This window comes from Lysobacter sp. P5_C4, from assembly GCF_054049695.1.
The window spans coordinates 285,707-310,630 of sequence record NZ_JBFULX010000002.1; the positions used below are offsets into that span (position 1 = coordinate 285,707).

Annotated in this window: 22 protein-coding genes; 13 read left to right on the forward strand and 9 right to left on the reverse strand. The window is 67.7% G+C overall.

All coding sequences use genetic code 11. The features are described 5' to 3' along the window. Positions 1-66 precede the first annotated feature (66 nt). The 5 genes from ACXJJ8_RS05825 (at position 67) to uvrD (ending at position 7,744) form a co-directional block, all read left to right on the forward strand. Positions 67-2,400 (forward strand): S9 family peptidase, encoded by a 2,334-nt coding sequence (locus ACXJJ8_RS05825; protein ID WP_499027592.1) that lies wholly within the window; start codon positions 67-69, stop codon positions 2,398-2,400. Between the two features lie 104 nt (positions 2,401-2,504). Beyond that, positions 2,505-3,104, forward strand: coding sequence for a biliverdin-producing heme oxygenase (locus ACXJJ8_RS05830; RefSeq protein ID WP_499027594.1), 600 nt, complete (start codon positions 2,505-2,507; stop codon positions 3,102-3,104). Between the two features lie 4 nt (positions 3,105-3,108). After that, positions 3,109-4,833 (forward strand): GAF domain-containing protein, encoded by a 1,725-nt coding sequence (locus ACXJJ8_RS05835; RefSeq protein ID WP_499027596.1) that lies wholly within the window; start codon positions 3,109-3,111, stop codon positions 4,831-4,833. A 69-nt stretch (positions 4,834-4,902) separates the two neighbouring features. Further along, positions 4,903-5,544 (forward strand): TIGR00645 family protein, encoded by a 642-nt coding sequence (locus ACXJJ8_RS05840; RefSeq protein ID WP_499027598.1) that lies wholly within the window; start codon positions 4,903-4,905, stop codon positions 5,542-5,544. A 22-nt stretch (positions 5,545-5,566) separates the two neighbouring features. Then, positions 5,567-7,744 carry a DNA helicase II gene (gene uvrD / locus ACXJJ8_RS05845; protein ID WP_499027601.1) on the forward strand — a complete coding sequence of 726 codons (2,178 nt, stop codon included), beginning with the start codon at positions 5,567-5,569 and terminating at the stop codon, positions 7,742-7,744. 15 nt (positions 7,745-7,759) lie between these two features. On the opposite strand, the gene ACXJJ8_RS05850 is transcribed toward uvrD, so the two are convergent. Together ACXJJ8_RS05850 and ACXJJ8_RS05855 are read right to left on the reverse strand one after the other, a co-directional pair. After that, positions 7,760-7,957, reverse strand: coding sequence for a hypothetical protein (locus tag ACXJJ8_RS05850; protein WP_498978368.1), 198 nt, complete (start codon positions 7,955-7,957; stop codon positions 7,760-7,762). A 21-nt stretch (positions 7,958-7,978) separates the two neighbouring features. Continuing rightward, complete coding sequence (locus ACXJJ8_RS05855) at positions 7,979-8,293, reverse strand: DUF2782 domain-containing protein (RefSeq protein WP_499027603.1); 315 nt, start codon at positions 8,291-8,293, stop codon at positions 7,979-7,981. 93 nt (positions 8,294-8,386) lie between these two features. Between ACXJJ8_RS05855 and polA the strand changes: the two genes are divergently transcribed. Continuing rightward, positions 8,387-11,158, forward strand: a complete 2,772-nt coding sequence (gene polA, locus ACXJJ8_RS05860; protein WP_499027605.1) for a DNA polymerase I — start codon at positions 8,387-8,389, stop codon at positions 11,156-11,158. 305 nt (positions 11,159-11,463) lie between these two features. Beyond that, the gene (locus ACXJJ8_RS05865) at positions 11,464-11,958 is read left to right on the forward strand and encodes a DUF421 domain-containing protein (RefSeq protein ID WP_499027607.1); all 495 of its coding nucleotides are present in this window, start codon (positions 11,464-11,466) and stop codon (positions 11,956-11,958) included. Here the strand turns inward: ACXJJ8_RS05865 and hemF are convergent. The 4 genes from hemF to ACXJJ8_RS05885 form a co-directional block, all read right to left on the reverse strand. Further along, positions 11,935-12,879 (reverse strand): oxygen-dependent coproporphyrinogen oxidase, encoded by a 945-nt coding sequence (gene hemF / locus ACXJJ8_RS05870; RefSeq protein ID WP_499027609.1) that lies wholly within the window; start codon positions 12,877-12,879, stop codon positions 11,935-11,937. The genes ACXJJ8_RS05865 and hemF overlap by 24 nt on opposite strands. A 34-nt stretch (positions 12,880-12,913) precedes the next feature. Then, positions 12,914-14,152 (reverse strand): heme biosynthesis protein HemY, encoded by a 1,239-nt coding sequence (locus ACXJJ8_RS05875; protein WP_499027611.1) that lies wholly within the window; start codon positions 14,150-14,152, stop codon positions 12,914-12,916. An 11-nt stretch (positions 14,153-14,163) separates the two neighbouring features. Next, positions 14,164-15,135 carry a uroporphyrinogen-III C-methyltransferase gene (locus ACXJJ8_RS05880; RefSeq protein WP_499027613.1) on the reverse strand — a complete coding sequence of 324 codons (972 nt, stop codon included), beginning with the start codon at positions 15,133-15,135 and terminating at the stop codon, positions 14,164-14,166. A gap of 61 nt (positions 15,136-15,196) precedes the next feature. Further along, positions 15,197-15,964 (reverse strand): uroporphyrinogen-III synthase, encoded by a 768-nt coding sequence (locus ACXJJ8_RS05885; RefSeq protein WP_499027616.1) that lies wholly within the window; start codon positions 15,962-15,964, stop codon positions 15,197-15,199. A 52-nt stretch (positions 15,965-16,016) separates the two neighbouring features. Here ACXJJ8_RS05885 and ACXJJ8_RS05890 point away from each other — a divergent pair, with 52 nt between their 5' ends. The 5 genes from ACXJJ8_RS05890 to ACXJJ8_RS05910 all read left to right on the forward strand — a co-directional run bounded on the left by ACXJJ8_RS05890 (position 16,017) and on the right by ACXJJ8_RS05910 (position 19,077). Beyond that, the gene (locus ACXJJ8_RS05890; protein WP_499027618.1) at positions 16,017-16,475 is read left to right on the forward strand and encodes a YiiD C-terminal domain-containing protein; all 459 of its coding nucleotides are present in this window, start codon (positions 16,017-16,019) and stop codon (positions 16,473-16,475) included. 30 nt (positions 16,476-16,505) lie between these two features. After that, positions 16,506-16,931 carry a hypothetical protein gene (locus ACXJJ8_RS05895; protein ID WP_499027620.1) on the forward strand — a complete coding sequence of 142 codons (426 nt, stop codon included), beginning with the start codon at positions 16,506-16,508 and terminating at the stop codon, positions 16,929-16,931. Between the two features lie 71 nt (positions 16,932-17,002). Then, on the forward strand, positions 17,003-17,437 hold the full coding sequence (locus ACXJJ8_RS05900; protein WP_499027622.1) for a rhodanese-like domain-containing protein: 435 nt from the start codon (positions 17,003-17,005) through the stop codon (positions 17,435-17,437). A 92-nt stretch (positions 17,438-17,529) separates the two neighbouring features. Then, positions 17,530-18,033 carry a protein-export chaperone SecB gene (secB, locus tag ACXJJ8_RS05905; RefSeq protein ID WP_499027625.1) on the forward strand — a complete coding sequence of 168 codons (504 nt, stop codon included), beginning with the start codon at positions 17,530-17,532 and terminating at the stop codon, positions 18,031-18,033. Positions 18,034-18,039: 6 nt separating this feature from the next. Further along, complete coding sequence (locus ACXJJ8_RS05910) at positions 18,040-19,077, forward strand: NAD(P)H-dependent glycerol-3-phosphate dehydrogenase (RefSeq protein ID WP_499027627.1); 1,038 nt, start codon at positions 18,040-18,042, stop codon at positions 19,075-19,077. A gap of 104 nt (positions 19,078-19,181) precedes the next feature. On the opposite strand, the gene ACXJJ8_RS05915 is transcribed toward ACXJJ8_RS05910, so the two are convergent. Beyond that, positions 19,182-19,745, reverse strand: coding sequence for an outer membrane beta-barrel protein (locus ACXJJ8_RS05915; protein ID WP_499027628.1), 564 nt, complete (start codon positions 19,743-19,745; stop codon positions 19,182-19,184). Positions 19,746-20,138: 393 nt separating this feature from the next. Here ACXJJ8_RS05915 and rpoH point away from each other — a divergent pair, with 393 nt between their 5' ends. Further along, the gene (rpoH, locus tag ACXJJ8_RS05920) at positions 20,139-21,020 is read left to right on the forward strand and encodes an RNA polymerase sigma factor RpoH (protein ID WP_499027630.1); all 882 of its coding nucleotides are present in this window, start codon (positions 20,139-20,141) and stop codon (positions 21,018-21,020) included. A 48-nt stretch (positions 21,021-21,068) separates the two neighbouring features. Here the strand turns inward: rpoH and ACXJJ8_RS05925 are convergent, their stop codons facing one another. Together ACXJJ8_RS05925 and ACXJJ8_RS05930 are read right to left on the reverse strand one after the other, a co-directional pair. Beyond that, positions 21,069-22,322 (reverse strand): NAD(P)/FAD-dependent oxidoreductase, encoded by a 1,254-nt coding sequence (locus ACXJJ8_RS05925; RefSeq protein ID WP_499027632.1) that lies wholly within the window; start codon positions 22,320-22,322, stop codon positions 21,069-21,071. 52 nt (positions 22,323-22,374) lie between these two features. Beyond that, a complete protein-coding gene (locus ACXJJ8_RS05930) occupies positions 22,375-24,573 on the reverse strand; it encodes a primosomal protein N' (RefSeq protein WP_499027634.1) in 2,199 nt (732 codons plus the stop codon). Positions 24,574-24,924: the final 351 nt, after the last annotated feature.

Genomic DNA, 24,924 nt, shown 5'->3' on the forward strand with positions numbered 1-24,924 from the left:
AGGGGCCGGCGACGGGGGTGGTTGCGCTAGCATCGGTCGCTTCCGGATCCGTTTTGGAGCAGGGGCATGGGTTTGAAGTTGGATCGCAGCGCACGCGCGCTGCTCGTCGGCGCGGGTCTCGCGCTGTCCTCGGGCGCATTCGCCCAATCGCCGGCGAAGGTCACGACCGCGGATTACGACCGCGCCGTGAAGATGCTTTCGCAGAATACGAATCCGTTGGTCGACCACGCGGCGCAAGGCGTCACCTGGCTCGACGACACGTCCTTCGTCTGGTTCGACAACGATGCCAACGGCGTCCGCGTGGTCCGCACCGACGCAACGACCGGCAAGTCCGTCGCGGCCTTCGATGTCGCGCGCATGGCCAAGGCCCTGTCGTCCGCGTCGGGCAAGCAGGTCGACGCCAAGCGCATCGACAAGTCCATCTACGGCGTTGGCCTCAACGCCGACGGCCGTTACGACTTCTCGGTGAAGGGCACGCACTACCTGTGCGACGTGTCCAAGCCCCGTTGCGTCGCCAAGCCGGCGGCGAAGGGCAAGGACGGCGACGGCCCGGCGAACGTCTCGCCCGATGGCAAGCGCGAAGCCTTCATCCGCGACTGGAACCTGTGGGTGCGCGACACCGCCACCGGAAAGGAAACCCGCCTGACCACGGACGGCGTCGAGAATTTCGGCTACGCCACCAACAACGCCGGCTGGGTGCACGACGACAGCGCGATCCTCGTGTGGTCGCCCGATTCGTCGAAGATCGCCACCTTCCAGCAGGACCAGCGCAAGACCAGCACGATGGCGGTGGTCGGCACCAATGTCGGTGCGCCGAAGATCGAAACGTGGAAGTACCCGTTCGTCGGCGACAAGGACGTGACCATGATCGAGCGCGTCGTGATCGACGTGCCGACGCAGAAGCTCGTGCGCCTGAAGATGCCGGCCGACCAGCATCGTTCGACGCAGTGCGACGACGTCAGCTGCTTCGGCGGCTGGGAAGACGTGCAGTGGGCGAAGGACGGCAAGTCGATCGCCTTCGTTTCCACCGCGCGCGACCACACCAGGAGCTGGGTGCGCACGGCGGATGTCGACACCGGTGCCGTGCACGAGGTCTTCGACGAAAGCGCGAAGAACTGGCTCGAATCCGGCATCAACGCCATCAACTGGCGCTACCTGCCGGAGAGCAACGAGATCCTGTGGTGGAGCCAGCGCAGCAACTGGGGCCACCTGTATCTGTACGACCTGGGCACCGGCAAGCTGAAGCGCCAGGTGACGACAGGCGACTGGAACGTCGCCGAAGTGCTGCGTTTGGATCCGGCTTCGCGCACGGTGTGGTTCACCGGCGTGAACCGCGAAGCGGGCCATCACCCGTACCACCAGCACCTGTACAAGGTGAACCTCGACGCCGGCGAGCCGACGCTCCTGTCGCCGGAAGACGCGCAGCACGACTTCAGGCTGTCGAAGGACGGCAAGTATGTCGTCGATACCTATTCGACGACCGCCGTCCCGCCGGTCACCGTGTTGCGCGATGCCAACGACGGCAAGGTGCTCGCGCAAATCGCGAAGGCCGACATCTCGCGTTTGAAGGCGTCGGGTTGGGTGGCGCCCGAGCAGATCGTCGTCAAGGCGCGCGACGGCAAGACCGACCTGTACGGCATGCTGTTCAAGCCGTCCAACTTCGATCCGAACAAGAAGTACCCGATCGTCAATTACATCTACCCCGGCCCGCAGGTCGGCTCGGTGCGCACCTACGGGTTCGCGCCCTCGCATGGCGACAACCAGGCGCTGGCCGAGCTGGGCTTCGTGGTCGTCGCGATCGACGGCATGGGCACGCCCTATCGTTCGAAGGCCTTCCACGACGCCTACGCGAAGAACGTCGGCGACAACACGCTGCCCGACCAGGTCACCGGCATGAAGCAGCTGGCCGCGCGCTTCCCGTGGATCGACCTTGCGCGCGTCGGCATCTGGGGCCACTCCGGCGGCGGCAACGCCACGGGCACGGCGATGTTCCGTTACCCGGACTTCTTCAAGGTCGGCATCGCCGAAAGCGGCAACCACGACAACCGCAACTACGAAGACGACTGGGCGGAGAAGTGGCAGGGCCTGCTGGTCACGGGCAAGGACGGCAAGACGAACTACGACGACCAGGCCAACCAGGCCCACGCCGGCAAGTTGAAGGGCAAGTTGCTGCTCATGCACGGACTGATGGACGACAACGTGCCGCCGCAGAACACGCTGCTCGTCGTCGACGCACTGATCAAGGCCAACAAGGACTTCGACCTGCTGCTCCTGCCGAATGCGCGCCACGGCTACGGCGAGTACTCGCCGTACGTCATGCGCGAGCGCTGGGACTATTTCGTGCAGAACCTGCTGGGCGCCGAGCATCCCGACGCGTATGAAGTGAAGCTGCCGAAGTAAGCGAAGCAAGCAACGGCGCGACTTTCACGCGCGTGAAGACGGGGCCTTCAGGCCCCGTCTTTGTTGGTGAAACCGGCGTGGAAACGATGATGTATCGTTTTCACATGACAGCAGCAGCCGACAACGGATATCGCGATCGCCTGCGTGGCGCCACGGGCACCGCGCACGTGCGCCTCGACGCGCGTTTCGCGCAAGGGTTGCGCACCGGGGCGCAGTACCGCACGTACGTCCTGGGCATGCAGGCCTTCGTGGCGAATGCCGAGCGCGCGTTGTCGCTCGCCAACCTGCGGCCGGCGTGGAACGCCTGGCGCGATCCCGCGCGTACTGCCTGGCTCGACGAGGATCTCACCGCCATCGGCATCGCCGCGCTTGCGCAAGGCCCGCGGATGTCGATCGCCGGCGACGCGGATGCGGCCGGCCTGTTTTACGTGATCGAAGGCTCGGCACTCGGTGCGACGCAGTTGTTGGGCGATGCGCAGGCGCTCGGCCATGGGCCGGGGACCGGTGCGACCTTCCTGTCGCGCCACGGTGGTTTCGGCGCGGGCAAGCGTTGGCGCGCCTTCGTCGCCGACCTGGAACGCGCCGATTTCGACACCGGCTGCGAACGCGCGATGCTCGAATCGGCGGCACGCGCCTTCGCCTGCGCCGAGCACGAGTTCCATCGCGCGGAGCTCGCGCACTCCACTTTCAGCGACGGACGCTGATCCAATGGACGAGGCAACGCGCAGCGCCGCGGGCGCCGACGCCGAGTGCGCGCGCGAACCGATCCACCTGAGCGGCGCGATCCAGCCGCACGGTTACCTGATCAGCTGCTCCTTGCCGGACTGGACGGTGCGCCACGCTTCGGCGAACGTCGCCGAACTGCTCGACGTGGCGCCCGACGACCTCATCGGCCGCAGCCTGGGCGAACACGTCGCCGACGAAGTCCTGCAGCCGCTGCTCGAAGTCATCGACATGATGGAGTCGGGCGCGCCGCCGCAACGCGCCGCGATCGGCAACATCGGTGCGATGGCGCATCTGTGCGATTTCGTCGTGCACGTCGCCGGCGACCTGGTGCACCTCGAACTCGAACCGCGCACCAACATGCCCGTGCGGCAAACGCCGACCGTCGTCGCGCAGCGGATGATCGCGCGCGCCACCGGCAGCGCGGACATGCGTGGCTTCCACCAGCACACCGCCGACGAGGTCCGCGCGCTCACCGGCTACGACCGCGTGATGATCTATCGCTTCCGCCACGACGAAGCCGGCGAAGTCATCGCCGAATCGCGTGCCGACGACATGGAGCCTTACCTCGGCCTGCGCTTCCCGGCGTCCGACATTCCCGCGCAGGCGCGCGCGCTGTACGTGCGCAACCGCATCCGCGTGATTCCTGATGTCGCGTACGTGCCGGTGCCGATCCTGCCCGACCGCGATGCGAAGGGTGCCCCGCTCGACCTGAGCCAGCACATCCTGCGCAGCGTCTCGCCGATGCACATCGAATATCTGAAGAACATGGGCCTGGCCGCGTCGATGTCGATTTCGATCGTCAGCGGCGGGCGCCTGTGGGGCCTGATCGCCTGCCACCATCGGGAGCCGCGTCTGGTGCCGCCATCGATCCGCGCGGCCGCCGACATGTTCAGCCTGTTCGTGTCGATGCGCGTGAGCGCCGCCGACCAGGAAATCGCGGCGAAGCAGGACGACCGCGCACGCGAGGCGCGCGAACGTCTCGCGCTCCGCCTCACGGGCCAGGAAAGCCTGTCGTCCGCACTCGCCAAAGCGATGCCGATCCTCGCCGAAATGGTGCCCGTCGACGGCATCGCGCTGCGCAGCGACGGGCGGTGGACGACACAGGGCCGCGCGCCTTCTCCCGCAGGCCTGTCGCGTGCGTTGGAGTGGGCGCGCACGCAGGGCGTCGACCGCTTGCCCGCGGTCGACCACGCCACGCCCTGGGCCTTGTCCGATGCGCACGACGGTCTCGCCGGCGTGCTCGCGGTGCCGTTTGGCCGACGCGACGATTGGCTGCTGTTCTTCCGCTGCGAACAGGTGGAAGACGTCGTGTGGGCCGGCGATCCGCACAAACCCATGGTGGCGACGGACGACGGCGTGCGGATCGCGCCGCGCAAGAGCTTCGAGAGTTGGCGCCAAACCGTGCGCGGCCACGCCTCGCCGTGGACCGAGGCCGAACGTGCAGCCGCCGAGCGCCTGCGCTGGCTGTTCCAGGAACGTCCGTGGCAACCGCTGCCCGCCGAAAGCGAAGCCGGCAACGTGCGCGACATGCGTCTGTTCCGCCGCCGCCACGTGATCGCCGAACAGAAGTCGCGACTGGATCAACTCGGCGCTTTGCTCGATGGCTTGGGCCATCTCGAAGATGCGGAAACCGCGCGAATCGGCGCGCGCATCGCCGAACTGGAAGCCGAATTGCGCCACTTGATGCATCGCGCCGCGGCCGAATGACCGCACGCGGCTTGGCAAACGTGCGCAGCCGCCGGTAACCTCGGCGGCCACTCCCCCCGCGAAACGCCCATGTCCGATGTCGCTCCGCGCAAGCGCGCGCTCAATCCGCTGCCCACGCTGATCTTCTCTTCGCGCTGGCTGCAGTTGCCGCTGTATCTCGGGTTGATCGTCGCGCAGGGCGTCTACGTCTATCTGTTCGTGAAGGAGTTGCTGCATCTCATCGCCGCGACCCCGCGCCTGGGCGAACAGGAAATCATGTTGATCGTGCTGGGCCTGATCGACGTGGTGATGATCAGCAACCTGCTCGTGATGGTGATCGTCGGCGGTTACGAAACCTTCGTTTCCCGCCTGCGCCTGGAAGACCACCCCGATCAGCCGGAGTGGCTGAGCCACGTCAACGCGAGCGTTTTGAAGGTGAAGCTGGCGATGGCGATCATCGGCATCTCCTCGATCCACCTGCTCAAGAGCTTCATCGAAGTCGGCATGGTCGGCGGCCTGCCGCTGTGCAGCACGCCCGACGGCATTTCCGCCCTCCGCGCCATGACCGAAGCCGGTTTGAACATGAAGGCCTGCACGACCATCACGAAGGACGGCGTGCTGTGGCAGACGATCATCCACAGCGTCTTCATCATCTCGGCGCTCGGCATCGCCTGGACGGACAAGTTGATGACGGGGGCTGCGAGCAAGCGTGAACACGTACACGCGCACTAGCGCGCGACCGTAAAATGGGGGGATGGATGTCTCCCACCTGCTCGACGCGCTGAATCCGGCCCAGCGCGAGGCCGTCACCGCAGCTTCCGGTCATTACCTCGTCCTTGCCGGCGCCGGCAGCGGCAAGACGCGCGTGCTGATGCACCGCATCGCCTGGCTCAATGAAGTGATGGGCGTGCCGCCGCACGGCATCCTCGCGGTGACCTTCACCAACAAGGCGGCGGGCGAACTCCGCCATCGCGCCGAGCACCTGTTGCGCAACGGCTCCCGCGGCATGTGGATCGGCACCTTCCACGGCCTCGCGCACCGCCTGCTGCGGCTGCATTGGGCCGATGCGGGCTTGCCCGAAGGCTTCCAGGTCCTCGACTCCGACGACCAGCTGCGCCTGGTCAAACGCGTCGTGCAACAACTCGAACTCGACGACACGCGCTTCCCGCCGCGCCAGATCGCCTGGTGGATCAACGCGCAGAAGGACGAAGGCCGCCGCCCGCAGCACATCCAGCCGGGCAGCGATTGGTTCATGGACACGATGCGCAAGGCCTACGAGGCCTACCAGGAGCGCTGCGACCGCGCGGGCCTGGTCGACTTCGCCGAATTGCTGCTGCGCGCGCACGAACTGCTGCGCGACAACGCCGGCCTGCTCGCGCATTACCGCCATCGCTTCGGCGAACTCCTGGTCGATGAATTCCAGGACACCAACGCGATCCAGTACGGCTTCGTGCGCCTGCTCGCGGGCGAGAGCGGGCACGTGTTCGTGGTCGGCGACGACGACCAGGCGATCTACGGGTGGCGCGGCGCGAAGGTGGAGAACGTGCAGCGTTTCCTGCGCGACTACCCGGGCGCCAGCACGCTGCGCCTGGAACAGAATTACCGGTCGACGTCGAACATCCTCAACGCGGCGAATGCCGTCATCGCGCACAACCCCGATCGCCTCGGCAAGCAGTTGTGGACCGATGCCGGGGAAGGCGATCCGATCGATTTGTACGCCGCGTACAACGAAATCGACGAATCGCGATACGTCCTCGAACGCATCCGCCAATGGGTGCGCGACGGCGGCAGCCACGGCGATTGCGCGATCCTGTATCGCAGCAACGCCCAATCCCGCGCCTTCGAAGAGGCCTTGCTCGGCGACCAGGTCCCGTATCGCGTGTATGGCGGGCAACGCTTCTTCGAACGTGCCGAAATCAAGGACACGCTGGCCTACCTGCGGCTGGTGACCAATCGCGCCGACGACGCCGCGTTCGAACGCGCCGTCAACACGCCCACGCGCGGCATCGGCGAACGCACGCTCGACGAAGTGCGCCGCACCGCGCGCGAAAACAGCCTGTCGCTGTGGGATGCCGCGCGCGCGACGAGCGAAGGCACCGTGCTTGCCGCGCGCTCGCGCAACGCACTCGCCGGCTTCCTGCTGCTGGTCGAAGGCTTGCAGGTGGAAACCGACGCACTCCCGCTACAGGAAAAGATCGACCACGTGTTGATGCGCAGCGGCCTGCGCGAGCATTACGCGAACGAGTCGAAGGGCCAGCTGGATTCGCGCACCGACAACCTCGACGAATTGGTGTCGGTCGCCTCGCGCTTCGTGCATGGCGAGGACGAGGAGTCGGCCGCGCTGAGCGAACTGGTCGCTTTCCTGAGTTACGCCGCCCTCGAAGCCGGCGAGGGACAGGCGCAATCGGGCGAGGATGGCGTGCAGTTGATGACGCTGCACAGCGCGAAGGGACTGGAGTTTCCGTTGGTGTTCCTCGCGGGTCTGGAAGAAGGCTTGTTTCCGAACACCAAGTCGCAGGAAGAACCGGGCCGCCTGGAGGAAGAACGCCGGCTGGCGTATGTCGGCATCACGCGCGCGCGGCAGAGGCTGGTGCTCACCTATGCCGAGGCGCGTCGCATCCACGGCGCCGACATGTACGGCATTCCGTCGCGATTCCTGCGCGAAATCCCGGCGCCCCTGCTCAACGAAGTCCGGCCGCGCGTGAAAGTGTCGAGCGCCTACACGCCGCATTCGGGGCGTCGCGAACATGCGATGGCCGCCGTGGACGTGCCCCCGGTGAAGCTGGGCGCGAACGTGCGCCATCCGACCTTCGGCACCGGCGTGGTCACCGACTATGAAGGCAGCGGCGCGCACGCGCGCGTGCAGGTGAATTTCGACGATGTCGGTTCGAAGTGGCTGGTGCTGGCCTACGCGAATCTGACGCCCGCCTGATACCCGCCCGAACGATCAGCGGGCGTCGGCCACCGAGGCTTGCAAGGCGCTCGCCAGTGCGGCGTCGCCGCTGACCAGCGCGGTCCATGCGAGTTCCAGGCCCTTGCGGCGCCCTTTCTCGACGAGCTTCAGGCCGTCCGGGCCGATCGTCAGCGTGTACACCTGGTCGCCGATCTGCACTTCGCGGCGCATGGGCTTGTCGAGCTTGGTCATCGCATTTTCCCCGGAAGAGACTTACCAGCCATAGAGCTTGAAATAGACCGGCACGTTGCGCGTGCCGTCGCTGTTGCGGTCCAGGCGCCCGTCGCCGTCGGAATCGGTGACGTAATAGGTGGGGCCGTTCTTCGGCACGACGCGGACCATCGCCAGCGCGCCGCTGACGCGGTACTCGGTGACGACATCGCCGTTGGCCGCGGTGCGCGTCGCCTGCTCCGACCCTTCGGGAATCGGCGGCATCGCGTTGGGATCCTGCGGGGCGGTGGCACAGCCGGCGGCGAGCGCCACGAGGGCGAGGGCAGACCATCGGTGCGTGGAGCGATTACGGGTCATGTGAGCCCTCCTCCCTGCGGGATACGGAACTGAAGCATAGGTCCGGCCGCTGTAAAGCCCGGGTGTGGACGCGGAGACGGCTAGAATCACCCGATGCCAAGACTGGTCCTGATCGACGGGTCCTCGTACCTGTACCGCGCGTTCCACGCGCTTCCGCCCCTCACCAACAGCGCCGGCGAGCCCACCGGGGCCCTGTTCGGCGTCGTGAACATGCTCCGGGCCACGCTCGCCGAGCAGCCCGACTGCGCGGCCTTCGTCGTCGACGCACCCGGCAAGACCTTTCGCGACGACCTGTATCCCGAATACAAGGCCAACCGTTCGGCCATGCCCGACGACCTGCGCGCGCAGGTGCAGCCGATGTGCGAAATCGTGCAGGCGCTCGGCTTCCCGATCCTGCGCGTCGACGGCGTGGAGGCCGACGATGTCATCGGCACGCTCGCGCTCCAGGCCGCGCGCTCGGGCAGCGAAGTCACCATTTCCACCAGCGACAAGGACTTCGCGCAATTGCTGGGACCGTTCGACAACGGCGGCAGCATCCGCCTGGTCAACACGATGAGCGGCAGCGTGCTGGACTCCGACGAAAGCGTGATGGCGAAGTTCGGCGTCCTTCCGCACCAGATCGTCGACATGCTCGCCCTGATGGGCGACGCGGTGGACAACGTGAAGGGCGTGGACAAGTGCGGACCGAAAACGGCGGCCAAGTGGTTGGCCGAATACGGCTCGCTCGATGGCGTGATCACGAACGTCGAAAAGATCGGCGGCAAGATCGGCGAGAACCTGCGCGCCGCGTTGCCGCGCCTGCCGCTCAATCGCGAACTGGTGACGATCAAGACGGACGTCACGCTGGATGCGGCGGCGCACCAGCTGGGCTTGCGGCCGCGCGATGTCGATGCGCTGAAGATCCTGTATGCGCGCTACGGATTCAACGCGGCGCTGAAGGAACTCGGCGGTACGCCGCCCGCGGCGGGCGAGCGCAAGGTGTCGATGCGCGGGACCGAAGCGGGCTGGGCGCGCACGGGTGCGGCGCCGGCGGAGCCGCCGGATGCGAAGCTCGGCGAGAAAATCGCTTACGAGACGATCCTCACGCGGGAGCAATTCGCGACGTGGCTGGCGAAGCTGCAGGCCAGCGACGCCTTCGCGTTCGACACGGAAACCGATTCGCTGGATGCCCTCTGTGCGAACCTGGTCGGCCTGAGCATCGCGACCGAAGCCTACGCGGGCGCGTACATCCCGTTCGGCCACGATTACCCCGGCGCGCCGGCGCAGCTCCCGCGCGACGAGGTGCTCGACGCGCTGCGCCCGCTGTTCGCCGATGCCTCGAAGAAAAAGGTCGGCCAGCACGGCAAGTACGACCTGCACGTGCTGCGCTGCCACGGCGTGGCCGTGCACGGTTACGACGACGACACGATGCTCGAAAGCTTCGTCTTCAACGCCGGTGCGAGCCGGCACGACATGGATTCGCTGGCCAAGCGTTACCTCGGCTACGACACCGTCCGCTACGAGGATGTCGCGGGCAAGGGCGCCAAGCAGATCCCGTTCTCGCACGTGGCCATCGAGGATGCGACGCGCTATGCGGCCGAAGATGCCGACATCGTGCTGCGCCTGCATTCGGTGCTTGGCCCGAAGCTCGCGGCCGAACCGACGCTGGAGTCGGTCTATCGCAGCATCGAAATCCCGCTGGTGCCGGTTCTCGAACGCGTGGAAGCCAACGGCGTGCTGGTGGATGTCGCGGAATTGCGTCGCCAGTCCGCCGACCTCGCCAAGCGCATGCTCGAAGCGCAGCAGCAGGCGACCTCGCTCGCAGGCCGCACCTTCAGCCTGGACTCGCCCAAGCAGGTGGGCCAGTTGCTGTTCGACGAACTCAAGCTGCCCGTGCAGGTGAAAACCTCCACCGGCCAGCCGAGCGTGAACGAAGAAGCGCTCGAAGCCATCGCCGACCTGCACGAACTGCCGAAGATCATCCTCGAGTACCGCGGCCTGGCGAAGTTGCGCAGCACCTACACCGACAAATTGCCGGACATGGTGAACCCGAACACCGGGCGCGTGCACACGAGCTACCACCAGGCTGGCGCGGCGACCGGCCGTTTGGCGTCGTCGGACCCGAACCTGCAGAACATCCCGATCCGCACCGACGACGGCCGCCGCATCCGCAAGGCATTCATCGCGCCGGAAGGCCGTCGCATCGTCGCGCTCGACTATTCGCAGATCGAGCTGCGGATCATGGCGCACCTGTCGGAAGACCCGAACTTGCTGAAGGCCTTCGGCAGCGGCGCGGACATCCATCGCGCGACCGCGGCGGAGGTCTTCGGCAAGGCCATGGACGATGTGTCGAACAATGAGCGCCGCGCGGCGAAGGCGATCAACTTCGGCCTGATGTACGGCATGAGCGCCTTCGGGCTGGCGCGCCAGCTCGGCATCGGCCGCGGCGAGGCGCAGGACTACATCGCGCTGTACTTCTCGCGCTACCCCGGCGTGCGCGACTACATGGAGCGCACGCGGCAGGACGCGCGCGACAAGGGTTACGTCGAGACCGTGTTCGGCCGCCGGCTGCACCTGGAGAACATCCACGCCCGCAACCAGGGCCTGCGCGCGGGCGCCGAGCGCGCCGCGATCAACGCGCCGATGCAGGGCACGGCCGCCGACATCGTGAAACGCGCGATGATCCAGATCGACCGTTGGCTCGCCGACGACACGCGTGCGCTCATGCTGTTGCAGGTGCACGATGAGCTTGTGTTCGAGGCCGACACCGGGTTCGTCGACGATCTCATCGCCGGTGCGACGTCGCGGATGGCCGCGGCGGCCGAGCTTCGCGTCCCCCTGTTGGTGGATGCCGGGACAGGCGCCAACTGGGACGAGGCGCACTGACGTGCTTGTCGCAAGATTAGGTTTGTGAGGGCGCTCCCGGCGCAATGAATTAAAACTGAATCCAACGGTTCCTTAACCTGAATCTTCACGAACCATCCATGTAAGGAATGATCATATAGCTCGCGTCAGATGCAAGGTCTGACGCAGATCTCTCCCTCCCCTGGAGTGATCCCCGGAGCGGTGACTCCTCCCCAAGTCCCGTTCCCCAGCCCCGCCGGTCTCCCCCTGGCCAGCGGGGCTTTTTATTGCCTGGAATAAAGTCGCCCTGCGCTAGAGTGCCGCAACGGTCGCTTGGGGGAACCCGCATGTTCGAGTTGTCGATGCCCGTCTGGGAGTACGTGCTGCGGGCGATCGTGGTCTACATCGTGCTGCTGGGCATGATCCGCATCTCCGGCAAACGGACGATGGGCCAGTTCACGCCCTTCGACGTGCTGCTGATCGTGTTGCTCGGCAACGCGGTGCAGAACGCGCTGCTGGGGAAGGACACCTCGCTGCTCGGCGGGCTGCTGCTCGCGGCGGTGCTGATCGCGCTGAACTGGATGACGGGTTTCATCGCGTCGCGCAGCCGCATGGCGGAGAAATTGATCGAAGGCGTGCCCATCGTGCTCGCGCAGGACGGCCGTCTGTTCGAACAGGTGCTGCGCCACGAGTTGGTGAGCAAGAACGACTTCGAGGAAGCCTTGCGCCAGAGCGGCGAGCTCACGTTGGACGACGTGCACTTCGCGATCCTGGAAACGGACGGACGGATCAGCGTCGTGCCGAAGAAAAAGCCCGGATCAGCGGACACCGAGCTCACGTAGCCAATCGCGCGGCCGAAGGTAGTCGACCAGCTTCGCCTCCTCGCTGCCCGGCGCCGGTGCGTAGCCGTACTCCCACCGCACCAGGGGCGGGAGGCTCATCAGGATCGATTCGGTGCGCCCGCCGCTCTGCAGCCCGAACAGCGTGCCGCGGTCGAAGACCAGGTTGAATTCCACGTAGCGCCCACGGCGATAGAGCTGGAAGTCGCGCTCGCGTTCGCCGAAGGGCAGTGCGCGGCGCCGTTCGACGATCGGCAGGTAGGCGGCGAGGAATCCATCGCCCACCGCGCGCTGGTACGCGAAGTCGCGTTCTAAGTCCTCGTGCAGGTCGTCGAAGAACAATCCGCCGACGCCGCGCGTCTCGTTGCGATGCTTGAGGAAGAAGTAGTCGTCGCACCAGCGCTTGTGCGCCTCGTAGCGTTCCTGCCCGCCGAAGGGCGCACACAGCGCGCGCGCCGTGCGATGCCAGTGCAGAACGTCTTCGTCGAAGGGGTAGTACGGCGTGAGATCGAAGCCGCCGCCGAACCACCACGCGACCGTCTGCCCGTCGCGCATGGCGCGGAAGTGGCGCACGTTCGCGTGGGTCGTGGGGATGTAGGGGTTGTGCGGGTGGAAGACGAGCGAGACGCCGACCGCGCGCCACGTCGCGCCGGCGAGCTCCGGCCGCGCCGCGGTCGCCGACGGCGGAAGCTTCGAACCGGAGACATCGGAGAACCCGATGCCCGCCTGCTCGAACACCGCGCCGTCGCGCAGGATGCGCGTGCGTCCGCCGCCGCCCTCCGCGCGCGCCCATGCGTCTTCGCGGAACCGCGCGACACCGTCCACGCTTTCGATCGCCGCGCAGATGCGGTCCTGCAGGTCGGTCAGATAGGTGCGGACGCGGGCGAAACCGGCGTCGTCTTCCTGTTCGGCGGGCGTGGACATGCGCGGCATTCTAGGCGACGCCGTGCACGGGGTTTCATTCGCGCAGGCGGGGGACGCCGTGCGCGTCGCGAATCTCGATCGCGGCCTCGTCGGCGATGCGGTCGCGCATGTCGCGGTTGGGCAGGGCGAGCGTGGGTTCGCCGCGCACCGCGCGCAACGCGTTGGCGTAGGACAGGCGCGCGGCCTGCGCATCGCCCGCGGCCGTGTAGCCCTCGGCCAGCGCTTCCCAGGCCGGTGCGCCGCCGCCCTGTGCGACCGCGCGGTGCAGCGAGCTTTCGGCGATCGGCCAGGGCTGCAGCCGTGCGAGCGCGCGCAGCGTCGCCGGGCTTTCGGGATGCGCGGCGAGCCATGTTTCGAGCTGCGTGCGGCGCGCTTCGGGAGACGCAATGGGGAGCGCGCCGTAACGATCGACGAGCGTTTCGTCCCATTGGGTCGCCAATGCCTGCTCGATGTTGCGGGCGGCCGCCACGTCCCAGCGCATCGCCGAGGCGCGCGCGGCATAGGCGCCAACGACGGCGGCGTCGGATTGCAGCGGCTTGGGCAGCGCATCCCAGCGATCGGCCAGCGCATTGGCGTCCGGGGCCTCGGCGAGCGAGGCGGCGGCCCAGCGCGCCTGCAAGGCATCCAGGCGGTCGGACGGCAGTGCCTGTTGCTGGCGCAAGGCACCGAGCATGCCGTAGGCCTCGTGGGCGCGGCCGAGATCGGCCAGTGCTTGCGCGCGCAGGATCAGCCCGCGCGGCGGCAACGGTTGTGCGTTGGGCGCATCGAGGATCGTGAGCGCGGCGGCGGGATCGCCGCCCGCAAGCGTGCGCTCGGCACGTGCGATGGCGCTCGCAAGCGGTGCGCGTTCGGCGAGTGCGTCCAGATGGCGTTGCGCCGCGACCGAATCGCCGCGCGCATCGGCGGCTTGCGCCGCGGCGACGCGTGCGACCCCCGCGGCTTCGTCGCGTTGCGCCGCCAGTTCGAGTTGTTTCTCCGCGCGCGCCCAGTGGCCAAGCTGCAGCGCGCCCAGACCGTCGGTCAAACGCAGTCGCGCCTGCCGGTTGCGGAAGCCGCGCCAGCCGCGGAACGGCAACGCGAGCACCGTCCACAGCAGCCACAGCGCGAAGACGCCGAGCAGCAGCAGCAGGAACGCGCCGACCACCGTGCTGCGGTAGTCGTGGCCGCGGAAGCGCACCAGCACTTCGCCCGGATCCTGCGCCAGCACCTGCGCGACCAGCGCGCCGACCAGTGCCAGCGCGATCCAGAACAACAGGTTGCGGAACAAGTTCATGCGAGCTCCTGTCAGTGCGCCCGCATCGAGCGCAATTGCGCGAGCGTCGTCCCCACCACCGGCGATGCGATCGCGAGGGGTTGCGCGCGCAGCCGCTGCAGCATCGCCCTTTGCGCGCGCAGCGCCGGTGAATCCGGCCACAAGCGCGGCAGCCAGGCATCGGCGCGGGCGAGCGAGGCCTTCCAGGCGGTCCTGTCGCGCCGTTCGAGCGCCGCGCGCGCCAGGGTGAGTTCGATGCCGAGCGCTTCCATTGCCGCGGAGCGGTCGCTTGCCGCACGCAACTGGACGCGATCGGACGGCTGCACGTCGACCAGCTTCGACGCGACGCGCTGCCACCATGGCTTGTCGCCCGTTTCGCCGACCGCCTGCGTCGCGGGCAGGCGCGCGAGGCCGGATTCGATCGCAGTGAGTTTGGTCGAGGCCTCGTGCACCGGGTCGACACCCTTCGCATCGAGCGTGCCGCGTTCCTGCGCCAGCGTCTGGCGCAGGCTCAGGTAGGCCGGATCGTCGATTCCGTCGAGCATGCCGGCCGCGAGCGCGTAGGCGCGCCGCGCGCCGTCGAGATCGGATGCGAGCTGCAATCGTTGCTGCGCCATGCCGAGCAGCATCTCTACCTCGTCGAGACGAATCGCCTGCGCCCCGTGGCGATCGGGATCGGCGAGTTTGGACACGCTGTCCTCGAGCAAGGCCGCGCGCTGGCCGACGCCGAGCAGTTCGTCGCGCAACACGCGGTTCGTCGCCTCGGCTTGCTGCAGGCGTTGTTGTTGGGCGCGCTGTTCGCTGCGAAGCGTGGCGATGCGGTCTTCGAGTGCGGTCAGGCGTTGCGAAGCGTCGTCGGCCGCGGCGCGTTCGTGCATCGCGCGCGTGTTCCAGGCGTGCCACGCCCATGCGCCGCCCAGGACGAGCAGCAACACCACGAGCCATGCAAGGGGCGCGCGGGAACGACGGACCGGCGGTTCGGGCGGGGAGTCGGTGTCGAGCACGGCCTGGACGTGTCGCGAAAGGTGCTGGCGATGCTACCGGATGCGGCGTGGTGGACGGCCATCACGCATGGCCACCGCCCCGCGCGGCGACCAGGTCGGCCGGACGGGCGCCGGCGGCCACGCGCAGGTCGCGGAAGCCGAGTGCGCGCGCTTCGTCCGCGAGGCGCTCGCTGCCGGCGAGGATGCGCGCGGCGCGCAGTTTCAACGCGAGATCGGCGGGCGCGTGGTCCATCAGCGTGCGCAGCGCTTCACCGCTGCTCAATGCGATCGCCCACCGGCCGCGCGCGGCGCGCAGGGCGGCGAAGGCGCGCGATGTCGGCGCCTGGGCCTGGCGTGCGTAGACATCGGCGCGAACGACCTGCGCGCCACGCTTGCGCAGTCCGGGTTCGATCCGGTCCCGTCCGCCCGGGGCGGTCACCAGGCCTACGCGCAGGCCTGCGATGTCCCGCAGCGCGTCCATCGCGAGCAACGCTTCGCTGTCCGCGCGCGCCGGAACGTGGACTTCGTCGATGCCGGCGCGACGCAAGGCCGCGGCGGTGCCCGCGCCGATCGCGAAGTGCCGTTGCGACCGCTTGCGACGCAAGGGCGCCATCGCCGCCGCGGCGCGCACGGCATTCGGGCTGGTGAACACCACGCGCGGCGCGGCGAGGGCGTCGCGCAAACGGCGGCGTGCCTGCGCGTCGTCGCGCAAGACGATGCGCATCGTCGACAACGCGACGCATCCCATCCCCGCGCGCGCGGCGGCGCGGCGCACGGCGTCGTGTTGCCCCAGCGGTCGCAGGGAGATGACGTACCATGCCGGCCGTCGTGGACTCGCATCGTCGCGCATGCGCGCAGCTTGCGGCGTGCCGCTCCGCCCCGCAATCGCAGGTTCGCTTCCGATGTCGCACGAACACCTTCTCGCCCACCTCGACGCCCACTACCGCGGCATGCCCCCGGTTGCCGCGATGGAGGTCGCGATCGTCGGCTACGACGGGCAGTCGCTCCGCCTGCGTGCACCGCTGTCGCGCAACGTCAACGACAAGGGCTGCGCGTTCGGCGGCAGCCTGTCCTCGCTGATGACGCTCGCGGCCTGGGGCGTGGTGTCGCTGCACATCCAGGGCGCGGGCATGGAGGCCGAGGTGTACATCGCCGACAGCCAGGTGCGTTTCCTCGCGCCCCTGTTCGCCGACCTCCAGGCGCAAGCGCAGGCCGCGCCCGACGTCGACTGGCATGCCTTCCTCGCCACGCTGGCCGAACGGGGCCGCGCGCGCGCCGAACTCGTGGCGCGCGTCCCGCTTCCCGATGGCGGCGACGCGGCGACATTCACCGCCCGGTTCGTCGCCTTCCGGAAAGGCTAGGATGCGGGTGTCGAGACCGGGGACAACGACATGCGGAAGATGACCTTGTGGTCCAGGTGGACGGGGCTGTGCCTGTGCGTGCTTGTGCTCGCCGGCTGTGCGTCCGGTTCTCACGACACCAACAAACTCGACACACAGACGTATGCCTACTCCGCCGCCATCCGCTGGGGCGACTTCGAAGGCGCCTGGACGCTGGTGGATCCGAAGTTCCGCGAGGCGCATCCGCTCAGCGACGTCGAACTGGAGCGCTACAAGCAGATCCAGATCGCCGGCTACCGCGACCTGGCCACGCAGACCTTGCCCGACGGCGACGTGGTCCGCGAAATCGAGATCGACGTCGTGAATCGCCACAACCTCACGCAGCGGCAGACGCGCTACACCGAGCACTGGCACTTCGATCCGTTGGCCAAGCAGTGGTGGCTGGTGAACGGCCTGCCCGACCTCTGGGAAGACTGATCCACGCGCCTTTTGCGTGCGGCGGCGGCGCGGGCGACAATCCCCGCCCGCTCGCCAACCCGCAGAACCCCGTGAATTACGCCGAACTCCTGGATTTCGCCAGTCGCCACATCTTCTACGTGATCGCCCTGGTGGGCATCACGCTTGCGCTGGGCTACACCGAGATCGCGCGCCTGTTCCGCCCCTTCAAGGCGCTGCGTCCGGCCGCGCTCACCCACCTGATCAACCGCGAGAACGCGCTGGTCGTGGATTTTTCGGCGATCAACGACTTCGAAAAGGGCCACATCCCCGGTAGCAAGAACGTGGTGTTCAGCCAATTCGACCCGGACAACAAGGTGCTGGCCAACGCCAAGCAGCTGCCGGTGGTCGCCGTTTGCCGCACCGGGCAGGCGTCCGAAGGCGCGGCCAAGCGACTGAAGCAGGCGGGCTTCGAGCACGTGTACTGGCTCGACGGCGGCATCGCCGCATGGCAGCAAGCCGAGCTGCCGCTGGTAAAGGGCCGCTGAGTCCCCATTCCTGAGGCGACGGCGCGCGGAACGACCGCGGGCCGCATGCCATAATCGCCCTCTTTTTCGCAGCATTTCCCGGAGCAACAACGATGTCCGAAGAGACCACGCAGCAGCCGCAGGCCGGCGCTTCCTTCACGGTCGAGAAGATCTACGTCAAGGACGTTTCGTTCGAGGCGCCCGGCGCCCCGCAGGTGTTCAACGAAGCCGGCGCGCCCGAGCTGCAGATGAACCTCAACCAGAAAGTGCAGCGCCTGAGCGAGTCCGCGTTCGAAGTGGTCCTCGGCATCACGCTGACCTGCAACATCGCGGGCAAGACCGCTTACCTGGCCGAAGTGCAGCAGGCCGGCGTGTTCACCCTGGCGGGCTTCGAAGACGCGGGCATCGACGCGATGCTCGGCACGCAGTGCCCGAACCTGCTCTATCCCTACGCCGCCGCGAGCGTGAGCCACCTGATCCAGTCGGGCGGTTTCCCGCCGTTCTTCATGCAGCCGATCAACTTCGAAGGCCTGTATGCGGAAAACCTGCGCCAGCGTTCGGCTCAGATCGGTTCGGGTACCGACCTCGGCGGCACGGAGACGGTCGGCAACGCCTGACCGCCCATGGGCAGCGACGCATCTGACATTCGGTTGTCGGTCGCCGTCCTCGGCGCGGGCTCGTGGGGCACCGCGCTCGCCGCGCTGATCGCGCGCCACGGGCACGACACCGTGCTCTGGGGGCGCGATGCCGCGGCGATCGACGCGCTGAACGCATCGCACGAGAACGCCCGCTACCTGCCGGGCGTGCGACTCCCGGCATCGCTGCGTGCAACGCACGACATGGCCACGTCCCTCGCGGGGCGCGACCTCGTGCTCGTCGTCGTGCCCTCGCACGCGTTCGCGGAAACCCTGCGCATGCTCGCGCCACATCGCCCCGCGCATGCGGGCGTGGCATGGGCGACGAAGGGATTCGAACCGGGTTCGGGGCGCTTCCTGCATGAAGTGGCGGGCGAAGTGCTGGGCGCGGACGTCCCGCTCGCCGTCGTCACCGGTCCGTCGTTCGCCAAGGAAGTCGCGCAAGGCTTGCCGACTGCGCTGACGGTGCACGGCGACGCGCCCGCCTTCACGCAGCAGGTCGCCGAAGTGCTGCACGGCCCCGCGTTCCGCGCCTACACCGGCGACGACATGCTCGGCGCCGAACTCGGTGGCGCGATGAAGAACGTCCTCGCGGTCGCGACGGGCGTGGCCGACGGCATGCAGCTCGGCCTCAACGCGCGCGCCGGCATGATCACGCGTGGCCTCAACGAAATGCTGCGCCTCAACGCGGCGATCGGCGGCAAGGCCGAAACGCTGATGGGGCTGGCGGGCCTGGGCGACCTCGTGCTCACCTGTACCGGCGATCTCTCGCGCAATCGGCGACTGGGCCTCGCGCTCGGCCGCGGGCAGAAACTCGACGATGCGGTGCGCGAAATCGGGCAGGTCGTCGAATCGATCCAGACCGCCGACGAAGTGATGCGCCAGGCGCAACGCCACGGCATCGAACTGCCGATCTCCGCGGCGGTGCAAGCCGTGCTGCACGGCGACATCACGCCGGCGCAAGGCCTGCAACGCCTGCTCGCCCGCGACCAGAAGCCCGAATACCCCGAAGCGCTCTTCCGTTGAGCGCAGGCAAAAAGAAGCCCGGCGTTCGCCGGGCTTCGCATCGCGCTGCAGGAGGAGGAGGGGATCGCAGCGCGAACCGGGCGCGGCGGTTTACCAGGCGGGGTTTACCAAGTGAATCGCGGGCCGATGAAGTACTGCTTGTCGCCGCCTTCGATGAACTTGATGTCGCCGGCCAGGCCCCAGTTCTGGTTGAACTTCACCTGCGCGCCGACCTTGCCGTAGAAGTCGCCGTCCACGCGCTCGTAGTCTTCCCAACCGGCCATCGCGTAACCCTCGAACATGTCGTTCGCCGCGCCGCGCACGCCGACTTCCGTGCTGTAACCGTCGATGTCGAGGTTGGTGCCCGCGTCGAGCTTCTCGTAGGCCACGCGCGCGACCAGGTCGATCTTCGGCGCGATCGTGTGGTTGTAGCCGACGCCGAAACGGTACTGGTCGAAGTCGCCGTTGATGTCCTTGAAATCCTGGTTCTGCCAACCGCCGAAGAGGTGGAAGTTCTCGTGGATGGCGACCGAGCCGTCGAGGCCGAAGCCGTCGGCGTCGAGGCCGGAGTGGTTCGAATCCGTGGCGACGTAGCCACCCTGGACGTAGTTCCAGGAAATGCCGTCGGCGGCCGAGGCGGCGAACGGTGCGGCCGCGAGGACGGCCATCAGGAGCAGGGAACGCTTCATGCGAAAACTCCAACGATCATGGGGGATATGCCGGCTTGCCTTGTGGTCGGGAAGCTCAGCGGCGGCAATCCTTACAATTTCGTTACGAACGCATCCTGAATACAGAACCGGCGAGTTCAGGAACTTTTGACACGGCCTCTGGTCCACGCGTGCGCACTTCATTCGGCATCGGTGGGCGCCCCTTGTGGCCCGCAAAAGCGCCCCCAATCCGTGTGAAGGGGAAATTCCCGGCGATCGGAGGGCCTGCCGGCCTGACGGATCGCCGACACCCGGTGTGGCATACGAAGGCCCGCGTCGAATACACGCGAGTGCCGTCGTTTGTTGCATGAATGCAACACTGCGAACTTTTCCCACCCCGTTGTATCCAAGAAGGCCATTGCTAGAATCCCTGCCATGACCCAGACCCCGCTTTCCACCGCCCTCGTCGCGAACAACCTCCCGATCCCCAGTGCCCTGGGTTCGCTGGACGCGTACATCGGTGCGGTGCACCAGATTCCCGTGCTCACCGTCGAAGAAGAGCAGGCGCTCGCGCACCGCTTCCGCGATGGCGAAGACCTCGACGCGGCCCGCCAGCTCGTGCTGTCGCACCTGCGCTTCGTGGTGCACGTCGCGCGCGGCTACAACGGTTACGGCCTGCAGATCGGCGACTTGATCCAGGAAGGCAACATCGGCCTGATGAAGGCGGTGAAGCGCTTCGACCCGACGGTCGGCGTGCGCCTGGTGAGCTTCGCGGTGCATTGGATCCGCGCCGAGATGCACGAGTACATCCTGAAGAACTGGCGCATCGTCAAGGTCGCCACGACCAAGGCGCAGCGCAAGTTGTTCTTCAACCTGCGCAAGAGCAAGACGCGCCTTGGCTGGATGAATGCCGAGGAAGTGCGTGCCGTCGCGGCGGACCTGAAGGTCTCCGAGCGCGAAGTGATGGAGATGGAGTCGCGCCTGTCCGGCCGCGACATCGGCTTCGACGCACCCAGCGACAGCGGCGACGACGACCACATGCCGCCTGCGCCCGTCTCCTACCTGATGGCGAACGACGAAGACCCGTCGATGGCCTATGAGCGCGCCGACAGCGAAGACAACCAGCTCGAGTTGCTGCGTGAAGGCATGTCGCGGCTGGATGCGCGCTCGCGCGACATCGTCAAGCGCCGCTGGCTGGATCCCGACAGCAAGGTGACGCTGCAGGAACTGGCCGACGAATACGGTGTGTCGGCCGAACGCATCCGCCAGGTCGAAGCGAACGCGTTGAAGAAAATGCGGGCGTTGTTCACCGCGTAATGCGGCCCCTGCAATGCAAGACGAAAACGGCGCCAACAGGCGCCGTTTTCATTTCTGCTCCCGCCCCAGCACGATCCGCGCGTTGCGCTGGTAGGTCCAGTACGCCATTGCCCAGTCGAGCAACACGACCACGCGGTTGCGGAAGCCGATCAGGAAGAACACGTGCGCGATCAGCCAGAACGCCCACGCGAAGTACCCCGAGAAACGGAACCCGTGCAGATCGACGACCGCGGCGCGGCGACCGATCGTCGCCAGGTTGCCGTAATCCTTGTAGCCGAAGGCGGGCGGTGCTGGCTTGTTCGCGAGCCGCGCGCGAATCACGCCCGCGACGTAATTGCCCATCTGCTTGGCCGCCGGTGCGACGCCGGGAACGCGTCGTTCGCCCCACTTCACCGTCGCAAGATCGCCGGCGACGAAGATCTCGGGGTGCCCGGGCAAGGTGAGATCACCTTCGACGCCAACGCGCCCCGCGCGATCCAGCGGGACATCGAGCGTGCGCGCGAGCGGCGATGCGGCCACGCCCGCGGCCCACAGCACCGTATGCGCGTCGATGCGTTCGTCGCCGAGCACGAAGCCCGCTGCATCGATGCGCGACACCGGCACGCCGGTGCGCACGTCGACGCCCAGGCGCGCGAGCGCGCGCGAGGCCTTCGCCGAAAGCTGTTCGGGAAACGTGGCGAGCACGCGCGGCCCCGCTTCGAGCAGCATCACGCGTGCGTTGCCCGGATCGATGTTGCGGAATTCCTTGCGCAGCGTGTGGCGCGCGATCTCCGCGAGCGTGCCCGCGAGTTCGACGCCCGTCGGGCCACCGCCGACGACGGCGAAGGTGAGCAGCGCGGTGCGGCGTGCCGGATCGGTTTCGGCCTCGGCGCGTTCGAAGGCGGTGAGGATGCGTCGGCGGATCGCGAGTGCGTCGTCGAGTGTCTTCAGGCCGGGCGCGTGCGGCGCCCATTCGTCGTGGCCGAAGTACGCGTGCGTCGCGCCCGTGCAGACGAGCAGCGTGTCGTAGGCCAGCGACGTGCCGTTGCCCAGTTGCACGCTGCGCGCCGCCTTGTCGATGCCGACCGCCTCGCCCATCAACACGGTGGCGTTGCGTTGCCCGCGCAGGATGTGGCGCAACGGGGCGGCGATGTCGGGTGCGGACAGGCCGGCGGTGGCCACCTGGTAGAGCAAGGGTTGGAACAGGTGATGGTTGCCGCGATCCAGCAGCGTCACGCGGACCGGCGCGCTGGCGAGCGCACGCGTCGCCCACAGGCCGGCGAAGCCCCCACCCACGACCACGACATGCGGCACGTCGGCCATCGCGTCCTGCTGTTCCCGTCGTTGCCGGCATTCTCGCGCAAGCGCGCGTCGATCAGTAGAGGTCTACCGGATCCACGTCGAGCGACCAGCGCACGCGCTTGGCCTCGGGCGCATCGCGCAGCGCGGGCAACGCGGCTTCGAGCGCCGCATGCAGCGCCCGCCGTTGCGGGGCCGACACGAGCAGTTGCGCGCGCTGGAACCCGGCGCGACGCGGCATCGGCGCCGGCAGGGGACCGAACACGTCGACATCGGCGATGTGCGCATCGGCGATGCAAGCCTTCGCCAGTGCGAGGAAGTGCGTGTTCGGCTCGGCGGATTTCGCCTCGGCGCGCAGCAGCGCCAAGTGCGCGAACGGCGGGAAGCCCGCGGCTTCGCGCTCCGCCAGTTCCTGCTCGGCGAATGCGCGATAACCGCCCGCGATCAAGGTCTGCAACAACGGATGCGCCGGATGATGCGTCTGCAACCACACCTCGCCGGCGCGGCGCGCACGTCCCGCGCGCCCGGCGACCTGGATCAGCAACTGCGCGAGTTTTTCGCCCGCCCGGAAATCCGCGGAGAACAGGCCTTCGTCGATGCCGACCACCGCGACGAGCGTGAGGTTCGGCAAGTCGTGGCCCTTCGCGAGCATCTGCGTGCCCACGAGGATGCCGGGACGATCGCCGAGTTCGCCGAGCAGCGATTCCAGTGCATTCCGACGCCGCGTGCTGCCGCGGTCCACGCGCAACACCGGCATGTCGGGAAACAATTCGACGAGGCGTTCCTCCAGGCGCTCGGTGCCCACGCCCTGCGGTTGCAACGCCAGGCCGCCGCAATCCGGACACGCCATCGGTGCGGGTTGCCGCGCGCCGCAGTGATGGCACTGCAACCGCCGCCCGCCCGCATGCACCGTCATCGGACGCGGATGATCGGGCGTGCTGCACCGCTTGCACGCCGCGCTCCAGCCGCAGTCGTGGCACAACAGCACCGGCGCGTAACCGCGGCGATTGCGGAAGACGAGGACCTGCCCGCCGGATTCGACGGTGGCGCGGATCTTTGTGAGCAATTCGGTGGAAAGGCCCGCATCGAGCGCGCGCTTGCGCACGTCGAGCACGCGCACGGCGGGCGGTTTCGCATCGCCGGCACGTTTGGACAGGCGCACGTGCGTGAAGCGACCAGCCTGCGCGTTGTGCAGGGTCTCCAGCGACGGTGTCGCGCTGCCGAGCACCACCGGCACGTCGAGCGCCTTGCCGCGGACCAGCGCGAAGTCGCGGGCGTGATAGCGGATGCCGTCCTGTTGCTTGTAACTGCCGTCGTGTTCTTCGTCGACCACGATCAAGCCCGCTTCGGGCAACGGGATGAAGACCGCCGATCGCGTTCCGACGATCACGCGCGCCTCGCCGCGCGACGCGGCGGCCCACACGCGTGCACGCGCCGTGTCGTTGAGCCCGGAGTGCAAGGCGTGCACGTCGATGCCGAGCCGCGCGCGGAAACGCGCGAGCGTCTGCGGCGTCAGTCCGATTTCCGGCACGAGCACCAGCGCCTGTCGCCCGCGTGCAAGACAGTCGGCGATCGCCTGCAGGTAGACCTCGGTCTTACCGCTGCCGGTGACGCCCTCGAGCAACACCGCGCCGAAACCGGCATGCGCGAGGATCGCCTCCACGGCCGTGCGTTGCTCATCGTTGAGCGCCGGCCCCGGCGTGCCGACGCCCGCGGTGCGCGCTGGCGTCGTGCGCAGCGATTCGGCCAACCCCTTCGTCGACAACGCGCGCGCGGCCGTTCGCCACCCGGGCAAGGCGTCGTCGAGTTCCTCCTCGTTGCGCGCACGTTGCGCGAGCAGGGCCGCCAACCGATGCGGCATCGCGTCGCGCTTGAGCTTGTCGAGCGATGCGCCTTCGACCAGGCGCCACGCGACCTGATCGGTTTCCGGCAGCGGCCCACCCTGGCGCAAGGCCGCGGGCAGCGCCGTCGCCAGCACTTCGCCCAGCGGCGCATGCGCATAACGGGACAACCAGCGCAGCGAGTCGAGCAGTTCGCCGTGGAGCAGCGGCGCAGCGTCGAGCACGGCCAGGGCCGGCTTCGTTTCGCGGGCGCCCGCGTCGACCGGGCCGACGCCCGCGACCACGCCGATGAGTTCGCGAGGACCGAACGGCACGCGGACGCGCGCGCCCACCGGCACGCTGTCGACCACCACGCCGGCGGGCGCGCGATAGTCGAACAGTCGAGCCAGCGGCACGGGCAAAGCCACACGCAGGACGGTGTCGTCGGAGGACATCGCGTGCAGTCTAAGCGCGCGCTGCAGCGGACATGAATGCGCGTTGCGACGTCCCGGGCAATCGCACCATCGGTTTGCCGGAAATTGTTTCCGTGTTCGTGACGTAAGTCATGCAAGTGGTTGCCACGTAACGCCTTTCGCCTTTATCCACACGATCTGTGGATAAATCTGTGCATGGCGCGATTCCACAGCACTCCGCAAGGCAAAAAATGCGAATTAACTCTACGATGGTGAAAAAAGTGCCATCGGGTCAGAAGCCTGCGTTATCAAAGGCTTAGGCGTGAAACCAAGTTGCAACACAGGCGCGATGCGGGCCGCGGCGCCCCAATGTGACGGTCCTGTTATCGCTGT